Source organism: Delftia sp. 60 (assembly GCF_002754395.1).
Classification (GTDB): domain Bacteria; phylum Pseudomonadota; class Gammaproteobacteria; order Burkholderiales; family Burkholderiaceae_C; genus Comamonas; species Comamonas acidovorans.
Window position 1 is genome coordinate 3,864,032 of sequence record NZ_PEFD01000001.1, and the last position, 15,718, is coordinate 3,879,749.

13 protein-coding genes and 1 pseudogene are annotated in these 15,718 nt (G+C 68.6%); 4 read left to right on the forward strand and 10 right to left on the reverse strand.

Going from position 1 to position 15,718, the window contains the following annotated elements:
* Positions 1-8: 8 nt before the first annotated feature.
* The 5 genes and pseudogenes from CLV01_RS17545 to CLV01_RS17565 form a co-directional block, all read right to left on the reverse strand.
* The gene (locus CLV01_RS17545; RefSeq protein WP_099733664.1) at positions 9-1,046 is read right to left on the reverse strand and encodes a Bug family tripartite tricarboxylate transporter substrate binding protein; all 1,038 of its coding nucleotides are present in this window, start codon (positions 1,044-1,046) and stop codon (positions 9-11) included.
* A 115-nt stretch (positions 1,047-1,161) separates the two neighbouring features.
* Positions 1,162-1,803 (reverse strand): maleylacetoacetate isomerase, encoded by a 642-nt coding sequence (gene maiA, locus CLV01_RS17550; RefSeq protein WP_099733663.1) that lies wholly within the window; start codon positions 1,801-1,803, stop codon positions 1,162-1,164.
* A gap of 19 nt (positions 1,804-1,822) precedes the next feature.
* Positions 1,823-2,529, reverse strand: a pseudogene (locus CLV01_RS17555) (fumarylacetoacetate hydrolase family protein).
* A 38-nt stretch (positions 2,530-2,567) separates the two neighbouring features.
* The gene (locus CLV01_RS17560) at positions 2,568-3,605 is read right to left on the reverse strand and encodes a cupin domain-containing protein (RefSeq protein ID WP_012205530.1); all 1,038 of its coding nucleotides are present in this window, start codon (positions 3,603-3,605) and stop codon (positions 2,568-2,570) included.
* A gap of 16 nt (positions 3,606-3,621) precedes the next feature.
* Entirely contained in the window at positions 3,622-4,830 is a 1,209-nt protein-coding gene (locus tag CLV01_RS17565; RefSeq protein WP_099733661.1) for a 3-hydroxybenzoate 6-monooxygenase, read from the reverse strand.
* Between the two features lie 204 nt (positions 4,831-5,034).
* Between CLV01_RS17565 and CLV01_RS17570 the strand changes: the two genes are divergently transcribed.
* From CLV01_RS17570 to CLV01_RS17580, 3 genes are all read left to right on the forward strand, one after another.
* Positions 5,035-5,571 (forward strand): MarR family winged helix-turn-helix transcriptional regulator, encoded by a 537-nt coding sequence (locus tag CLV01_RS17570; RefSeq protein WP_013802477.1) that lies wholly within the window; start codon positions 5,035-5,037, stop codon positions 5,569-5,571.
* A gap of 14 nt (positions 5,572-5,585) precedes the next feature.
* Positions 5,586-6,488 carry a LysR family transcriptional regulator gene (locus CLV01_RS17575; protein WP_099733660.1) on the forward strand — a complete coding sequence of 301 codons (903 nt, stop codon included), beginning with the start codon at positions 5,586-5,588 and terminating at the stop codon, positions 6,486-6,488.
* Positions 6,489-6,563: 75 nt separating this feature from the next.
* Positions 6,564-7,622, forward strand: a complete 1,059-nt coding sequence (locus tag CLV01_RS17580) for a patatin-like phospholipase family protein (protein WP_043821927.1) — start codon at positions 6,564-6,566, stop codon at positions 7,620-7,622.
* A 21-nt stretch (positions 7,623-7,643) separates the two neighbouring features.
* Here CLV01_RS17580 and glyA read toward each other — a convergent pair whose 3' ends face one another.
* From glyA to CLV01_RS17600, 4 genes are read right to left on the reverse strand one after another with little or no spacing between them, the layout of a single operon-like run.
* Positions 7,644-8,918 carry a serine hydroxymethyltransferase gene (gene glyA, locus CLV01_RS17585; protein WP_099733659.1) on the reverse strand — a complete coding sequence of 425 codons (1,275 nt, stop codon included), beginning with the start codon at positions 8,916-8,918 and terminating at the stop codon, positions 7,644-7,646.
* A gap of 46 nt (positions 8,919-8,964) precedes the next feature.
* Positions 8,965-10,203 (reverse strand): aspartate aminotransferase family protein, encoded by a 1,239-nt coding sequence (locus CLV01_RS17590; RefSeq protein WP_099733658.1) that lies wholly within the window; start codon positions 10,201-10,203, stop codon positions 8,965-8,967.
* Positions 10,204-10,260: 57 nt separating this feature from the next.
* Positions 10,261-11,112: a YggS family pyridoxal phosphate-dependent enzyme gene (locus CLV01_RS17595; RefSeq protein WP_099733657.1), complete on the reverse strand. Its 852-nt coding sequence runs from the start codon at positions 11,110-11,112 to the stop codon at positions 10,261-10,263.
* A gap of 4 nt (positions 11,113-11,116) precedes the next feature.
* On the reverse strand, positions 11,117-12,373 hold the full coding sequence (locus CLV01_RS17600) for a benzoate/H(+) symporter BenE family transporter (RefSeq protein ID WP_012205538.1): 1,257 nt from the start codon (positions 12,371-12,373) through the stop codon (positions 11,117-11,119).
* Positions 12,374-12,564: 191 nt separating this feature from the next.
* Here CLV01_RS17600 and pdxR point away from each other — a divergent pair, with 191 nt between their 5' ends.
* Positions 12,565-14,079, forward strand: coding sequence for a MocR-like pyridoxine biosynthesis transcription factor PdxR (pdxR, locus tag CLV01_RS17605; protein WP_034393446.1), 1,515 nt, complete (start codon positions 12,565-12,567; stop codon positions 14,077-14,079).
* Positions 14,080-14,109: 30 nt separating this feature from the next.
* On the opposite strand, the gene CLV01_RS17610 is transcribed toward pdxR, so the two are convergent.
* The gene (locus tag CLV01_RS17610) at positions 14,110-15,390 is read right to left on the reverse strand and encodes a serine hydroxymethyltransferase (RefSeq protein WP_170962038.1); all 1,281 of its coding nucleotides are present in this window, start codon (positions 15,388-15,390) and stop codon (positions 14,110-14,112) included.
* Between the last annotated feature and the right edge of the window lie 328 nt (positions 15,391-15,718).

Sequence of the window (15,718 nt, forward strand, 5' to 3'; positions counted from 1 at the left end):
CGGCGGGCTCAATCCAGGCTGATATTCGCCTTCTGGATCAGCAGCTTGTACTGGTCCGCCTTGGTCCTTGCGAATTTCTCCATTTCCGGCACTTCCCAGGTGATGGGCTGGAAGGCGAAGGTGGCGAACTTCTCGCGCACCTGCGGGTCCTGCAGCACGGCGACCACGTCGGCATGGATCCTGTCGCGCAGGGCGGCGTCCACGCCCTTGGGCGCCAGCAGGGAGACGAAGGAATTCACGATCAGGTCGGCGGGACCGCCCGATTCGGCCACGGTGGGCACGTCGGGCATCTGGGCGATGCGCTGGGGCGCGGCCACGGCCAGGTAGCGGATCTTGCCGGATTTGTAGATGCCCTGGCTGGAGGGGAGGCTGGCAAAGCTCCAGGCCGGATCGCCATTGGCCACCGAGGTGTAGAGCTGGCTGACCTCGCGGTAGGGCACATGGGTCATCTTGCTGCCGGTCAGGAAGTCCAGCCATTCACCGCCCAGGTGGCCGGGGCTGCCCACGCCCCAGGAGCCGTAGCTGACCTTGCCGGGCTCGGACTTGGCCGCCTTGATCAGGTCGCCCATGCTTTTCCAGGGCGAGTTCGTTGGCACGGCCACGAAGAAGGGCGTGAGGAACAGCGGCGCCACCGGGTCGAAGTGCTGCAGCGGATGGAAGTTGCGCTGCTTGTAGAGGTAGGGCAGGGCGGAGACATGTTCGCTGTCGAGCTGCAGCAGGGTGTAGCCGTCGGGCTTGGCGCGGCGTGCGGCTTCGATGGCGACAAAGCCGCCGCCGCCTGGGCGGTTGTCCACGGTCACGCCCTGCTTCCAGCGCGCGGCCAGTTTTTCGCCCACGATGCGCAGCACGGCGTCAGGGCCGCTGCCCACGGCAAAGGCCGTGATCACGGTGACGGGGCGCGTGGGAAAGCTGGCGGCGCTGCTGGAGCCTGCCTGTGCCCAGGCGCAATGCAGCGGGGCGATGGAGGCCAGCAGCAGGGCGGCGCCTGCAAGGGCCTTGCGGCGGGAGGGCGCGGTGCCGAGGCGGCTGGATGGGGATGCTTTCACAGTCTGTCTCCTGTTGGATCTGCTTTTTCACTGCTTGCAATGCCCCGGTCCTTCTGGCGAGGACTCGGGGCGGGGTAGGGCTGCCGGCAAAGGCGCGGCGGGGTTCAGGCGAGGTTCAGCCGGCGTCAGGCTGGGCCAGGGGCGCGGCCTGCGCAAAGGCGGGCAGGGCCGCGCAGGCCCTGTCCACAGCGCTGATCAGCGGCCAGCGGTCCAGGTCCACGCCAAAGCGGCGTGCGCTTTCGATCTGGGGCACCAGGTAGACATCGGCCAGCGTGGGTGCGTGGCCGAAGCAGAAGTCGCCGCGCCGCGTGTCCTGCGCGAGCAGGGCCTCGATGGCGTCGAAGCCGTCGGCAATCCAGGTGGCGCACCAGGCGTTGATGGCGGCCTCGTCCGCACCGAACTGGCGACGCAGGGTCTGCAGGATGCGGCGGTTGTTGATGGGATGCACGTCGCAGCCCACGATGGCGGCCAGCGCGCGCACCTGGGCGCGGTCCTCGGGGCCGGCGGGCAGCAGCGGCGGCTCGGGGTGGCGCTCCTCCAGCCATTCGATGATGGCCGGCGACTGGATCAGCGTGCGGCCATCGTCCAGCGTCAGTGCCGGCACCAGGCCCTGCGGGTTGACCTGCTTGAACGGCGCCTGGGCCTGCTCGTCCACGCGCAGGTCCACGGGAAAGTAGTCAGGGCGCAGGCCCTTGAGGTGGAGCGCGATGCGCAGGCGGTGCGAGGTGCCGCTGCGGAAAAAGCTGTAGAGCTTCATGGTGGTGGTCTCCCCGGTCTTATTCGGGCTGGCCCACGGTGAGCGCGATCTCGCCCACGCCCTGCACATGGCCGGTGATGCGGTCGCCCGGCAGCACGGCGCCCACGCCTTCGGGCGTGCCCGTGTAGATGAGGTCGCCGGGCTGCAGGTGATAGAACAGCGAGAGGTCGGCAATGATTTCGCGGATGTTCCAGATCAGCTTGTCCACGTCGGACTGCTGCTTTGTCTCGCCATTGACGGCCAGTGCAATGGCGCCGGATTCGATCACCTGGCCCGGCATGGGCACGATCTCGCTGGCTACCGAGGACTGCTCCACGTCCTTGCCCAGGTCCCAGGGCCGTCCCTTGTCGCGCGCCACCAACTGCAGGTCGCGGCGCGTCATGTCCAGGCCGCAGGCGTAGCCGTAGATGTGTTCATGCGCCTGGTCCGCCGCAATGCGAAAGCCCGCCTTGCCGATGGCCACCACCAGTTCCATCTCGAAGTGGTAGTTGTTCGTCTCGGGCGGGTAGGCCACGGTGGCACCCGATTCGCTCAGGGTGGAGGGGGCCTTGGTGAAGTAGAAGGGGCGCTCCACGCTCTTGTCCACCGGGCGGCCCATCTCGACGGCATGGGCGTGGTAGTTGCGGCCCACGAAGAACAGGCGGTTCACGGGCAGGCGCTGCGTGCTGCCGCGCACGGGCAGGGATTGGACGGGGGCGGGGTCCAGAGGTATTGGGGGGCGGTCATGGTATTGGCGATGGGGGAGTAAAGAGACATCGGAGGATTCAAGGCCGGACTTCGTAGAGGCCCAGCTTTCGGTGCAAAGGAGCCTCGTCGGCCAGGAAGAGGAAGGCGGGCTCGCTGGCGCTGGCATTGGCCAGCGTGGCGGGCGCCCAGCCGGGCACGCAGCAGGTGTCGGCCGGGGCCAGGTCGAAATGGCGGTCCACGGCGGCCACGCTGGCGCCGCCCTCGATGACATGGAACACGCAGGCCGGCGAGCGCGCGGGCAGCTGCAGCGTCTGGCCCGGTCGCAGCATCAGCGCGTAAAAGCCCAGGATGTTTTCGCAGTCGGCCCCGGTTTCGGGGTTGGTGTAGGCCAGCTGCACGCAGTCCAGGTCCGGCCGGTCGGCGGCCAGCTCCAGCAGGGCGGCACGCGCATCCTTCCATGGGTAGCGCAGCATGGGGTAGGCCTTGGCGCTGCGGGCGAACACCTGCGTGGGTGCCAGGCCGCCGCGCGCATACGCCCGGTCGCCACGGCCGGGCAGGGCGGGCTGGCGCGGGCCGTCCACGTGGTAGGTGACTTCCAGGTAGTAGGCCAGGGGCAGATCCAGCACATCGAGCCAGACAACGGGCTCGTCGCCGTCATGGCCATGCTCGTGCCACAGGCCCGTGGGCGTGAGGATCAGGTCGCCGCGCTCCATGGGGCATTTCTCGCCGTCGACCAGGCTCCATGCGCCCTGGCCTTCCACCACCATGCGCACGGCATTGGGCGTGTGGCGGTGCGAGGGCGCCCACTCGCCGGGCAGCAGCAGCTGCATGCCCAGGTAAATGGAGGAGCTGGCCTGCATCTTCTCCAGCCCATGGCCGGGGTTGGCCAGCACCAGCACGCGGCGCTCGGCTTTTTCGATGGGCGTCAGCTCGCCGGCCTGCATCAACAGCGGGCGGATGGCCTGGTAGGGCCAGGCAATGGGCTGGGTGCGCGGGCGCGGCGTATGCGGCGGCATCACGTTGCGCAGGCTGGGCCATAGCGGCACCAGGTTGTTGCGCGTGAGTTCGTCGCGGTAGTCCTGGGGCAGGTCTTCCAGGCGGCCAAGTTCTTGCATGGCGGTCTCCTTGTGTTCAGTCTTCGGCGAGGCAGGTTTCGGCCTTCCAGCCGTACAGCCATTCCATGGCGTCGTAGAAACGCTGGGGCGTGCGGCCCTTCCAGAGGTCGTTGCGCACCAGGCGCTCCACGCCGCTGGCGTGGAAGATGCGGCCCATCTCGCGCGCGGACAGCACCACGCGCGCCGTGCGGGCAATGCGCGAGCGCTCGTACAGCCGCAGCGCCTGCGGCCAGTCGTTGCCGCAGCGCTTGAGCGCCTGGCCCAGCGTCACGGCGTCTTCCAGCGCCATGCAGGCGCCCTGGGCGATGTACTGCAGGGTAGGGTGGGCCGCATCGCCCAGCAGCGTGGCGCGGCCGAAGCTCCACTGGCCAATGGGCTCGCGGTCGGCCGTGGCCCAGCGCTTCCAGCTTTTGGGCAGGTCTATGAGCTGGCGGGCGCGCGGGCAGCAGTCGCTGTAGTAGCTTTGCACCTCTTGGCGGCTGCCTTCGCGCACGCCCCATTCCTCCTGCTCGCGGCTGTGGAAGGTGACGACCACGTTGTACTGCTCGCCGCCGCGCAGCGGGTAGTGCACCAGGTGGTAGTTGGGGCCGACCCAGATGCTGGCCGCATTCCAGCGCAGGTCCTCGGGGAAGTCGTTCTTCTCCACCACGGCGCGGTACACCACGTGGCCGGAGACACGCGCCGCATCGCCCACATACTGCTGGCGCACCACGGATTTCACGCCATCGGCGCCGATCAGGGCCTGGCCCACATGGACCTGGCCGTGCTGGTCGCGCACGGTGACCGTGTCGCCTTCCTGCTGAACGGCTTCGATGCGGGTGCCCGTCAGCGTCTCGATATGGCCGTGGGCGCGTGCGCCTTCAAGCAGCGAGGTGTGGATGTCGGCGCGGTGGATCACCGCATACGGGTTGCCGAAGCGGGCGCGAAACGCCTCGCCCGTGGGAATGCGGCCGACCAGTCTTTCATCGAGCGCGTCGTGCATCACCATCTCGTCGGTATAGACCGCGCGGCCACGGGCCAGCTCGCCAATGCCCAGCGCGTCGAAGGCCGCGAATGCGTTGGGCCCCAGCTGTATGCCGGCGCCGATCTCGCCCAGCTGCGGTGCCTGCTCCAGCACCTTGACGGCGAATCCCTGGCGCGCCAGGGCCAGCGCGGCCGCCACGCCGCCAATGCCGCCGCCTGCCACAAGAACGGGCAGCGCCCGAGAAGAAATGCTGGTGCTCATGGATGTCCTGTGCTTCGTGGTGCGTGTCGCCAGCCTGCGGGTCAGCTGCGTCGCGAGTAATTAAACAGTATGCTGACGATGAGTGTAGTGTTGATTTGCATCAGGCCAGCCTGGGGTTTCCCTGGATGCAGGCAAAACGACGGCGGACAGCGTGTCCGGGTGAATCACCTGTCTGCCAGCCAACGCCAACGGAGGGGGCGGTTCATGCGAACATCTGCGCTTGCCCGCAGGGACACGGAAAAGAGCGCAATGGCCATGGACTACCAACCCGCAGAACTAGAAAACTACCCCGGCTATCACATCCGCCGCCTGCAGCAGATCGCGGTAGCCGTCTTCATGGAGGAGACCCAGGAATTCGGCGTGACCCCCGTGCAGTACGCGGCGCTGTCGGCCGTGCTGCGCCAGCCCGGCGTGGACCAGCGCACGCTGGCGCGGATGATCGGCTTCGACACCTCGACCATCGGCAGCGTCATCGACCGGCTGGAGGCGCGCGGCCTCATGGTGCGCAACACCAGCCCGGCCGACCGGCGCGTGCGCTTGCTGTCGGTCACCGCAGAAGGCGCCGCGCTGCTGGCCGCTGCCGAGCCCTCGGTGCTGCGGGCCCAGCAGCGCATGCTGGAGCCGCTGCCGCAGGAGCAGCGGGGCCTGTTCATGGACATGATGGCCGTCCTGGTGCGGCAAAACGACGAGCTGGCGCGTGCGCCCAGCACGCTGGCCGCGCGCCGCGCCGCAGCCGACTGAGGCGGCCTCGACCCATGGACTGGGACCATCTGAGATTCTTTGGCGAACTGGCACGCAGCGGCAGCATGGCCGCCGCCGCGCGGCAACTGGGCGTGGAGCACACCACGGTGTCGCGCCGCATCCAGGCCCTGGAAAAACAGCTGGGGGCCGTGCTCTTCGAGCGCGAAGCGGGCCAATGGCGGCCCACGGAGGCCGGCCGACAGCTGCTGGGCGTGGCAGACGCCATGCAGCGCGCCGCCGCCGGGCTGGAGCGCATGCCGCTGGCGGCGGAATCCACCAGCCAGGGCCCGTCCGGCCTGGTGCGCGTGGGCGCCACCGAAGGCTTCGGCACCCAGCTGCTGGCCCCGCAGCTGGCCGCGCTGACGCAGCGCCATCCGCTGCTGAGCATCGACCTGCTGGCCCTGCCGCGCCTGCTGCACCTGTCGCGGCGCGAGGCCGACATCGTCATCTCGCTGGAGCGCCCCACGCGCGGCTCGGCCGTGGTCACCAAGCTCACCGACTACCGGCTGTTCCTCTACGGCCAGCGCGAATACCTTGCGCGCCGCCCGCTGGTGGCGCGCACCGAGGACCTGCGCCACCACAGCTTCATCCACTACGTGGACGACCTGCTGTTCACGCGCGAGCTGCAACTGCTGTCCACCCTGTTCCAGCCCGAGCGCTTTGCCTTTCGCAGCACCAGCATCACCGCCCAGTACGAGGCCGTGCGCGCCGGCGCCGGCCTGGCCGTGCTGCCCGCCTTCATTGCCGACCGCGACCCCGTGCTCAGCCGCGTGCTGCCCGCCGAGGCCTGCTTCACCCGCACCTTCTGGATGAGCATGCCCTCGGATGCCCGGCAGGTTCAGCGCATCGAGGCGGTCTGGGGGTTTTTGCGGGAGGCTGTGCAGGGCATGGGCGGCTTGCTGAAGCCCAGAGTCTGAGGGCCTGCGGCGGTCAGGCCCCTGCCGCTATACTGCCCGCCCCGAATCTCGTCATCCGACAGCAGGATCCCTGGCATGCGCCTGAAAGCCCTTTTGCGTCCACTGGTGTACCTGAGCCTGGCGGGGCTGGCCGCTTGCGGCAGCAACCCGCCCAGCCCCTCGGCGGCCACGCCCGAGTCCACGCCCACCGCGCCGGGCACACCCGTGGCGCCCATCAGGATCGGCCTGGCCCTGGGCGGCGGGGCCGTGAAGGGCTTTGCCCATATCGGCGTCATCAAGATGCTGGAAGCCAATGGCCTTGCGCCTGCGGTGGTGTCCGGCACCAGCGCGGGCAGCGTGGTGGGGGCGCTGTATGCGAGCGGCATGAACGCCTTCGAGCTGCAGGAAAAGGCCGTGGCGCTGGATGAAACCAAGATCCGCGACCTGCAGCTGTCCTCGGGCGGCCTGCTGGTGGGCCAGAAGCTGGAAGACTATGTGAACGAACAGGTGGGCCGCAAGCCGCTGGAGCAGCTGGCCAAGCCCTTCGTGGCCGTGTCCACGCGGCTGGAAGACGGCGAGCGCACCGTGTTCGCGCGCGGCAATACGGGGCAGGCGGTGCGTGCCTCCAGCAGCATTCCGGGTGTGTTCCAGCCTGTGGCCATCGGCAAGTTCCACTTCGTCGATGGCGGCATCACCAGCCCCGTGCCCGTGGACGCCGCGCGCCAGCTGGGCGCCGATCTGGTGATCGCCGTGGACATCTCCAACAAGGCCCGTGGCAAGGCGCCCGAGAACATGCTGGGCGCACTGGGCCAGTCCATTGCCATCATGGGCCAGAAGCTGGGCCAGGCCGAGCTGGCCCGCGCCGACATCACCATCCGCCCCAAGGTGCTGGACATCGGCCCGGCCGACTTCACCCAGCGCGCCAGCGCCATTCTTGAGGGCGAAAAGGCCGCCGTGGCCGCCATGCCCCAGATCCGCGAGCGCATCGCCCAACTGCAGGCCGAGCGCGCCAAGGCCGCGAAGTTGGCGCAGCAAAAGGCGGCCGAAGCCCAGCACCAGGCCTGCCTGGACCAGCGCTCGCGCATGCAGAAGCTGGCGGAGATGGCGGGAATGGATGGCGCCTGCGCCAACCCCAACCTCAACGCCAACCCCTGATCCACCACGGCTGCGCGCGGGCTATCCGTACACCGGATAACGGCTGCACAGCTCCGTCACCTGCTCCCTGACCTGCGCCGCCACCTTGGCAAAGCGGGCGCCTTCCTGCGCGTCCAGCGCATCGAGCACATCGCACAGCCAGCCGGCCAGCTGTTCGCACTGCGCCTGGCCGAAGCCGCGCGTGGTGACGGCGGGCGTGCCTATGCGCAGGCCCGAGGTCACGAAGGGCGAGCGCGGGTCGTTGGGCACGGTGTTCTTGTTGGTGGTGATGTGCGCCTCGCTGAGCGCGGCGTCGGCATCCTTGCCGGTGTAGCTGCGGTCGGACAGGTCGATCAGCATCAGGTGGTTGTCCGTGCCGCCCGAGACGATGCGGTAGCCGCGCTGCTGGATCACGGCGGCCATGGCGCGGGCGTTGGCCAGCACCTGGCGCTGGTAGGCCTTGAAGCCGGGCTGCAGCGCCTCCTTGAAGGCGACGGCCTTGGCGGCGATCACATGCATCAGCGGCCCGCCCTGCACGCCGGGGAACACGGCCGAGCTCAGGCGGCGGTTGAAGGTTTCGTCCTGTCCCTTGGACAGGATCAGGCCGCCGCGCGGGCCGCGCAGCGTCTTGTGCGTGGTGCTGGTGACCACATGCGCGTGGGGCACGGGGCTGGGGTATTCGCCCGTGGCCACCAGACCTGCGACATGGGCCATGTCCACCCAGAACACGGCGCCCACCTTGTCGGCAATCGCGCGCATGCGGGCCCAGTCCTTGTGGCGCGAGTAGGCGGAGAAGCCGCCGATGAGCATGCGGGGCCGGTGCTCCAGGGCGATGCGCTCCATCTCGTCGTAGTCGATCAGGCCCGTGGCGGGGTCCAGGCCGTAGGGGACGATGCGGTAGTGGCGGCCCGAAAAGTTGGACGGGTTGCCATGCGTCAGGTGGCCGCCCTGGGCCAGGTTCATGCCCATGACGGTGTCGCCGGGCTGGGCCAGCGCCAGGAACACGGCGGCATTGGCCTGGGCGCCGGCATGGGGCTGCACGTTGGCGTAGTCGCAGTCGAACAGCGCCATGGCGCGTTCCACGGCCAGGCGCTCGGCCACGTCCACGTTCTCGCACCCGCTGTAGTAGCGCTTGCCGGGGTAGCCCTCGGCGTACTTGTTGGTGAAGACCGAGTTCTGCACCGCCATCACCAGCGGGCTGGCGTAGTTTTCGGAGGCGATGAGTTCCACATGGTCTTCCTGGCGGCGTTTCTCGCTCTGGATGGCCTTGGCCAGCTGCAGGTCGAAGTCGGCCAGTGTCAGGGATGCGTCGTACATGGGTGAGTGGTTCCTGTGTTGGGGCAAGGGCTGGGGGAATCGATGGTCATGCAGCTGCCAGCTGGCCTGCGGCGGGCGCGCCTGCCTGCGCGGCGCTGGCCGGCTCCAGCAGGCAGGCCAGGCGGGCGACGATGTCGTCGATCTGGCGCTCGTCGCAGATCAGCGGCGGCAGCAGGCGGATGGTGGATTCGCGCGTCACCGTGATCAGCAGGCGCTGCTGGGCCAGCGCGCGGCCCACCAGGTCCTGGCAGTTGCGGTTCAGCTCGATGCCCACCATCAGGCCCTGGCCGCGCACGGCCAGCACGTCGGGGTGGCCTGGCAGCGCCTGCTGCAGGCCGTTGAGCAGGCGCCGGCCCAGTTGCCTGGCGCGGCCGGGGATGTCCTCGCTCTCCATGATGTCCAGCACCGTGCAGCCCACGCGGCAGGCCAGCGGATTGCCGCCAAAGGTGGAGCCATGCTGGCCGGGCGAGATCAGGTCGGCCGCAGGCCCGCGCGCCAGGCAGGCGCCGATAGGAATGCCGTTGCCCAGGGCCTTGGCCAGGGTCATCACATCGGGGGTGATACCCGCGTGCTGGTGGCCGAACCAGGCGCCGGTGCGTCCCAGGCCGGTCTGGATCTCGTCCAGCATTAGCAGCCAGCCGTGCCGGTCGCACAGGCTGCGCAGCTGGCGCAGGTAGTCGGGGCTTGCCAGGCGGATGCCGCCTTCGCCCTGCACGGGCTCGATCAGCACGGCCACGATGTCGCCATGCTGTGCGGCGGCGTGGTGCACGGCCGCGATGTCGTCATAGGGCACGCGCACGAAGCCCGGCATCAGCGGCTCGAAGCCGCGCTGCTTGGCCGGGTTGCCCGTGGCCGACAGCGTGGCCAGCGTGCGGCCGTGAAAGCCGTTGTCCATCACCAGGATCTGCGGCCGCGCCACCTGCCTGCGGTGGCCGTGCAGGCGCGCCAGCTTGAGCGCGGCCTCGTTGGCCTCGGCGCCAGAGTTGCAGAAAAAGGCCGTCTCCATGCCGGCCAGGGTGCACAGGCGCTGGCCCAGGCGTTCCTGCCAGTCGATGCGGAACACGTTGGAGGTGTGCAGCAGCAGGCCGGCCTGCTCGGCGATCACGGCGGCGATCTCCGGATGGGCGTGGCCCAGGGCGGTCACGGCCACGCCGGCAATGGCGTCCAGGTATTCGGTGCCGTGCTCGTCCCACAGCCGGGCCCCACGGCCACGGACGAAGGACACGGGCTGGCGGGCATAGGCCTTCATCAGGCGGGAATCAAGGGGTTGCATGGCTTTTTGCATGTCAAGGTCCTCAAGCGAGGTCAGGGTTGAATCGAAAAGGGTGGCGAGGGGGCGCGCTCAGGGCAGTGCCAGGGCGGCAGGATCGGGGCCGCCTGCGGGCCAGTAGAAGCTGTCCGGCTGGGCGCGGGCGCCGAAGATGGCCTGGCCCACGCGCACCACGGTGGCGCCTTCCTCGATGGCGATCTCGAAGTCGCCGGACATGCCCATGGACAGCTCGTCCAGCGAGAAGCCCGCCGGCGCGCTCTGGCGCAGCTGGTCGCGTAGGCGGCGCAGCAGCACGAAGCACTGGCGCACGCGCTCGGCCTCGCTGGAGAACAGGGCCAGCGTCATCAGGCCGCGCACGCGCAGCGCACTGAAGGCGGGCAGGGCCTGGACAAATCCCTGAACCTCGTCGGGCGGCAGGCCGTACTTGCTGGCCTCGCCCGAGGTGTTGACCTGCACGAACACGTCCAGCGCCCGGCCTTCGGCCTGCAGGCGGCGGTCCAGCGCCTCGGCCACGCGCAGGTTGTCCAGCGCCTGGAACTCGCTGGCAAAGCGTGCCACCAGCCTGGCCTTGTTGGTCTGCAGGTGGCCGATGACGGACCACTGCAGGTCGGCCAGGTCCTGCATGGCCTCCCACTTGCCGAAGGCTTCCTGCACCTTGTTCTCGCCCAGCATGCGGCAGCCCGCCGCGTGGGCCAGGCGCAGGCTGGACTCGGGCTTGGTCTTGCTCACGGGCAGCAGGCGCACGCTGGCCGGGTCGCGCCCCGTGCGGCGGCAGGCAGCGGCCATGCGCGCCTGCACGGTGGCCAGGTTGTGCCGGAAATCGTCCACCGTCTCGGCCTGGGGGTAGCGGCCGTGCTGGTCGTGGCGGGTCAAGGTGTCGGCGGCTTGGGCGGTGCCGCCGGTGGTGTCTTGTGTCGCAAACATGGTTTCAGCTCCTTTTGATGGCGGCATCGGCGGCGGGCACGTTGCCGGTGCCCGCCTCGCTGCGGGCGGCCCGGCGCGGCCACTGGCCGTTGAGCACGGCATGGGCCACCAGGCCGATGACCAGGCCCCAGAAGGCGCCGCCTATGCCCAGCATGGAAATGTTGGCGGCGGCGGCCAGGAAGGTGATCAGCGAGGCCTCGCGGGTTTTGGCGTCGGCCAGCGCATTGGCCAGGCTGCCGCCGATGGTGCCCAGCAGCGCCAGGCCGGCCAGCGTGGTGATGAAGGTGGCCGGGAACGCCATGAACACGGCCGCCAGCGTGACGCCGAACACGCCCACCAGGATGTAGAACACGCCCGCAGCGATGCCTGCGATCCAGCGCCTGGACGGCTCTTCATGCGCCTCCTTGCCCGTGCAGATGGCGGCCGTGATGGCGGCGATGTTGAAGGCGTGCGAGCCGAACGGCGCCATCAGCAGCGAGCCCAGGCCCGTCAGCGTGACGATGGGGTTGGCGCTGGTCTTGAAGCCATCGTTGCGCAGCACCAGCATGCCGGGCATGTACTGGCCGGTCAGCGTGATCAGAAACAGCGGCAGAGCCACGCTGAGCAGGGCATTGAGCGTGAATTCCGGCCGCGTGAACACGGGCGCGGCAAAGCGCAGCTGCAGCCCGGACAGGTCCACACGGTCCTGCGCCAGCAGGAATGCCAGGCCCAGCGCCAGGATGCCGACCACCGCATAGCGCGCCGTCAGCCGCTTGAGCAGCACATAGGCCACGATCAGCAGGCCGGCCAGCAGCGGGTCCACGCTCATGCCGCCAAAGGCCTTGATGCCGAACTGCAGCAGGATGCCCGCCAGCAGGCCCGAGGCCACGCCGGGCGGAATCAGCCGGATCACGCGCTCGAACCAGCCCGACAGTCCCAGCACCACGAAGGCCGCGGCCGACACCACATAGGCGCCCACGGCCTCGGCATACGGCGTGGTGGCCAGGGCCGTCACCAGGAAGGCGGCGGCCGGCGTGGACCAGGCCGTGATGATGGGCTCGCGCGAGAGCCAGCTGAGCACCAGCCCGGTGACGCCCACGCCAATCGAAATCGACCACACCCACGAAGCCGTGAGTTCCGGGCTCAGGCCGGCCACCTTGGCGGCCTGGAACACCAGGATGAAGGTGCCGCCGTAGTTGACGATGACCGAGATCAGCCCGGCCACCACGGGGTGGATGAGGTCGCTGAAGCGAAGGGGTGAGTGTGTGTCTGATGAAGGCATGGTCTTCTCGTTTTCCTTGGGGGTTGGATTCCTGGCTGTCTGAAGAAAGGGGTATTTGAGCGCCGAAGTGGACTGAATGATCCATACACTTCGCTCTCTTGTTGCAGACCACTTTGCAATGGGCGCGCAGCATTTGCGTCAGTACAATGGCCTGCCCAAGAGGTGCAATGAGATGAAAGGCGGCAGACCGCATGAGCAAGACCTTCGAGCTTGAGACCCTGAAGATCCGCATGGGAGATGCCGACCTGCGCCAGCTGGACCTGCACCAGCGGGTGCAGCGCGCCATGCGTGCGCTGATCCTGGATGGGGCGCTGCTGCCGGGCCTGAAGCTGCCGGCCACGCGCTCGCTGGCCGACTCGCTGGGCATTGCCCGCGACACGGTGGAGAACGCCTACACCCAGCTGCACCGCGACGGCTTCATCGTGCGGCGCCAGGGATCGGGCAGCTATGTGTCCGAGACCATCGGCACCGAGCTGCGGGGCCGGGCGGCGCGGCGCGGCCGGTCGCCCGAGCACGAGCGCAGCGCCCAGGTGGCCGCAGCGGGCAGGGCCGGTGCCGGCCTGAGCCGGCGCGGCCAGGCCATTGTTGACGGCGGCGGCATCGCCGACCAGCAGACCATTCGGGCCTTTGCCACCGGCCTGCCCGAGACGCGCACCTTTCCCACCGATGTCTGGGAGCGGCTGCAGCGCCAGGCGCTCAAGGACTACCGTGCCAGCGTCCTGCTGCACGGCGACCCGCAGGGCGCCGAGCCGCTGCGCAAGGCCATTGCCACCTACCTCAACCTGGAGCGCGGCGCCAAGGTGGACGCCGGGCAGATCGTGGTGCTCAGCAGCACGCGGCAGGCGCTGTTCCTGTGTGCGCAGCTGCTGGTGGATGCGGGCCGGCCCATCCTGCTGGAGAACCCCGGCTACTTCGGCGCCCGCAAGGCCTTCGAGTCGGCCGAGGCCAAGGTCCTGCCCATCGACGTGGACGCGCAAGGCATACGCACCGACCTGCTGCATGCCGACCGCAGCGGCGCCACCTGCGTTTACGTCACGCCATCGCACCAGTACCCCACGGGCGTCACCATGCAGCTGGAGCGGCGGCTGGACCTGATCCGCTGGGCGTTTGAGAGCGGGCGCTGGATCATCGAGGACGACTACGACAGCGAATTCCACTACGACGGCATGCCCACCGCCTGCGTGCAAGGCCTGGACAAGCACGGGCGCACCATCTACATCGGCACCTTCGGCAAGACCCTGTACCCGGGCCTGCGCATGGGCTACATGGCCTTGCCGCAGGAGCTGGTGCGCGCCTTTGTCCAGGCGCGCAGCATCATGGACGGGCACACGCCCCAGATCCAGCAGCTGACGCTGGCGCGCTTCATGGAAGACGGCCACTACAACTCCCACGTGCGGGCCATGCGCAAGCTGTACGCGGGGCGGCGCGAGGTCATCCTCGAATCCATAGGCAGGCACCTGGCCGGCATCGTCACCGCGCCACGGCCCCAGGGCGGCATGCAGGTGCCCTGTCTGCTGGAGCCCGGCTGGTCCGAGGAAGACACCATCCGCCGCGCCGCCGCGGCCGGCGTGCTGCTGCAGGGGCTCAGCCGCCTGTACGCGGGCGAGCAGCGGCAGCCGGGCTGGCTGCTGGGCTATGCCTCGCTCACGGCCTACGAGATCGAGGCCGCCGTGCTGCGCCTGGCCAACGCGCTGCGAAAACCCTGACAGGTTGGGAGAAGCCGGACGCTGCATGCCTCAATAGGGCAGGGGAAAGCGCCCGGTCAGGTCGGACACGCCTTCGTGGATGGACTTGAGCGTGCGCGCGTTCATGGTGCCGCTGCGTATGCCGCCCAGCGTGGCAAGAATCATGTCGCCGATCTCGCGGAACTCGTCGGCGCCCATGCCGCGCGTGGTGCAGGCCGCGCTGCCCACGCGGATGCCCGAGGTCACCAGCGGCCGCGCGCCATCGCCGGGCACGGCGTTCTTGTTGACCGTGATGCCGATCTGCTCCAGCGCCGTTTCGGCGGCCTTGCCCGTCAGCTCCCAGGGGCGCAGGTCGATCACGCCCAGATGGCAGTCCGTGCCTGCGGACACCACGGACAGTCCGCCCTGCGAAAGCCGGTCGCACAGCACGCGGGCGTTGTCCACCACGGCCCGCGCATAGGTGCGAAAGGCAGGCTTGAGCGCCTCGCCCAGCGCCACCGCCTTGGCCGCCACCACATGCATCAGCGGCCCGGACTGCAGGCCCGGGAACACGGCGGCGTCTATGCGCCTGGCGATCTCGGCGTCGGCCGAGAGGATCATGCCGCCGCGCGGCCCGCGCAGCGTCTTGTGCGTGGTGGTCGTGGTCACGTGGGCGTGCTCCACGGGGGAGGGGAACACGCCTGCGGCCACCAGCCCCGCCACGTGCGCGATGTCGGCCATGAAGATGGCGCCCACCCGGTCGGCAATGCGCCGGAACTCGGCCCAGTCCATCTGCCGTGAATAGGCCGAGCCACCGGCAATGATGAGCCTGGGCCGCTCCTTCAGCGCAATGCGCCGCACCTGGTCCATGTCGATGCGCTGGGAGCGGGCGTCCACCTCGTAGCTGATGGACTGGAACCACTTGCCCGACACGCTCACGCGGGAGCCATGCGTCAGGTGCCCGCCCGAGCGCAGGTCCAGCCCCATGATCTTGTCGCCGGGCTCCAGGAACGCCAAGTACACGCCCTGGTTGGCCTGGCTGCCCGAGTGCGGCTGCACGTTGGCGTGCGCGCAGCCGAACAGCGCCTTGGCACGCGCAATGGCCAAGTTCTCCACGGCATCGGCATTGGCGCAGCCGCCGTAGTAGCGCACGCCCGGGTAGCCCTCTGCGTATTTGTTGGTCAGCACCGAGCCCTGCGCCTCCATCACCGCGCGGCTCACGAAGTTTTCAGAGGCAATCAATTCAATCGAGCGCGACTGGCGAATCCGCTCGGCCGCGATGGCATCCCAGGCCTCGCTGTCTGCCTGTTGAAGATCCAGTGAATTGATTTTGGGGAGCGATAAATCGTCCATGTCGCATTGGCTGTCTTGGAGGCGCTGAAGCACGGGAATCGGCAGCGTCCGGGTTATGGAGTGATTTGGAAACCAGGGCGCATCGGTAATGGGCAGTCTACAAAGTGCAGCTGCCTTGATTCCGACCATGTTTCAGCGGGTGAGCAGACCAATTAAGGTGGCATGCCAATGTAAACCGTTGAAAAAAGCGGTCTGGTTCATTGACGAAAATAGGTCTGTTTGAATCCATGCTCTCTCCATAGAATTCGCCGCCAGACGTTGAAAGTCATGAGATCCAATACCGCCACGAATCATCCGAAATCTGCAGTCGGGTAGATTGATTCAAGGC

Coding starts and splice junctions, on each gene's coding strand:
- pdxR (WP_034393446.1), top strand. CDS start 12,565: ATGAGCAAGACCTTCGAGCTTGAGACCCTGAAGATCCGCATGGGAGAT.
- CLV01_RS17580 (WP_043821927.1), top strand. CDS start 6,564: ATGCGCCTGAAAGCCCTTTTGCGTCCACTGGTGTACCTGAGCCTGGCG.
- CLV01_RS17590 (WP_099733658.1), bottom strand. CDS start 10,203: ATGCAAAAAGCCATGCAACCCCTTGATTCCCGCCTGATGAAGGCCTAT.
- CLV01_RS17565 (WP_099733661.1), bottom strand. CDS start 4,830: ATGAGCACCAGCATTTCTTCTCGGGCGCTGCCCGTTCTTGTGGCAGGC.
- CLV01_RS17560 (WP_012205530.1), bottom strand. CDS start 3,605: ATGCAAGAACTTGGCCGCCTGGAAGACCTGCCCCAGGACTACCGCGAC.
- CLV01_RS17600 (WP_012205538.1), bottom strand. CDS start 12,373: ATGCCTTCATCAGACACACACTCACCCCTTCGCTTCAGCGACCTCATC.
- CLV01_RS17575 (WP_099733660.1), top strand. CDS start 5,586: ATGGACTGGGACCATCTGAGATTCTTTGGCGAACTGGCACGCAGCGGC.
- CLV01_RS17595 (WP_099733657.1), bottom strand. CDS start 11,112: ATGTTTGCGACACAAGACACCACCGGCGGCACCGCCCAAGCCGCCGAC.
- glyA (WP_099733659.1), bottom strand. CDS start 8,918: ATGTACGACGCATCCCTGACACTGGCCGACTTCGACCTGCAGCTGGCC.
- CLV01_RS17610 (WP_170962038.1), bottom strand. CDS start 15,390: ATGGACGATTTATCGCTCCCCAAAATCAATTCACTGGATCTTCAACAG.
- CLV01_RS17570 (WP_013802477.1), top strand. CDS start 5,035: ATGCGAACATCTGCGCTTGCCCGCAGGGACACGGAAAAGAGCGCAATG.
- maiA (WP_099733663.1), bottom strand. CDS start 1,803: ATGAAGCTCTACAGCTTTTTCCGCAGCGGCACCTCGCACCGCCTGCGC.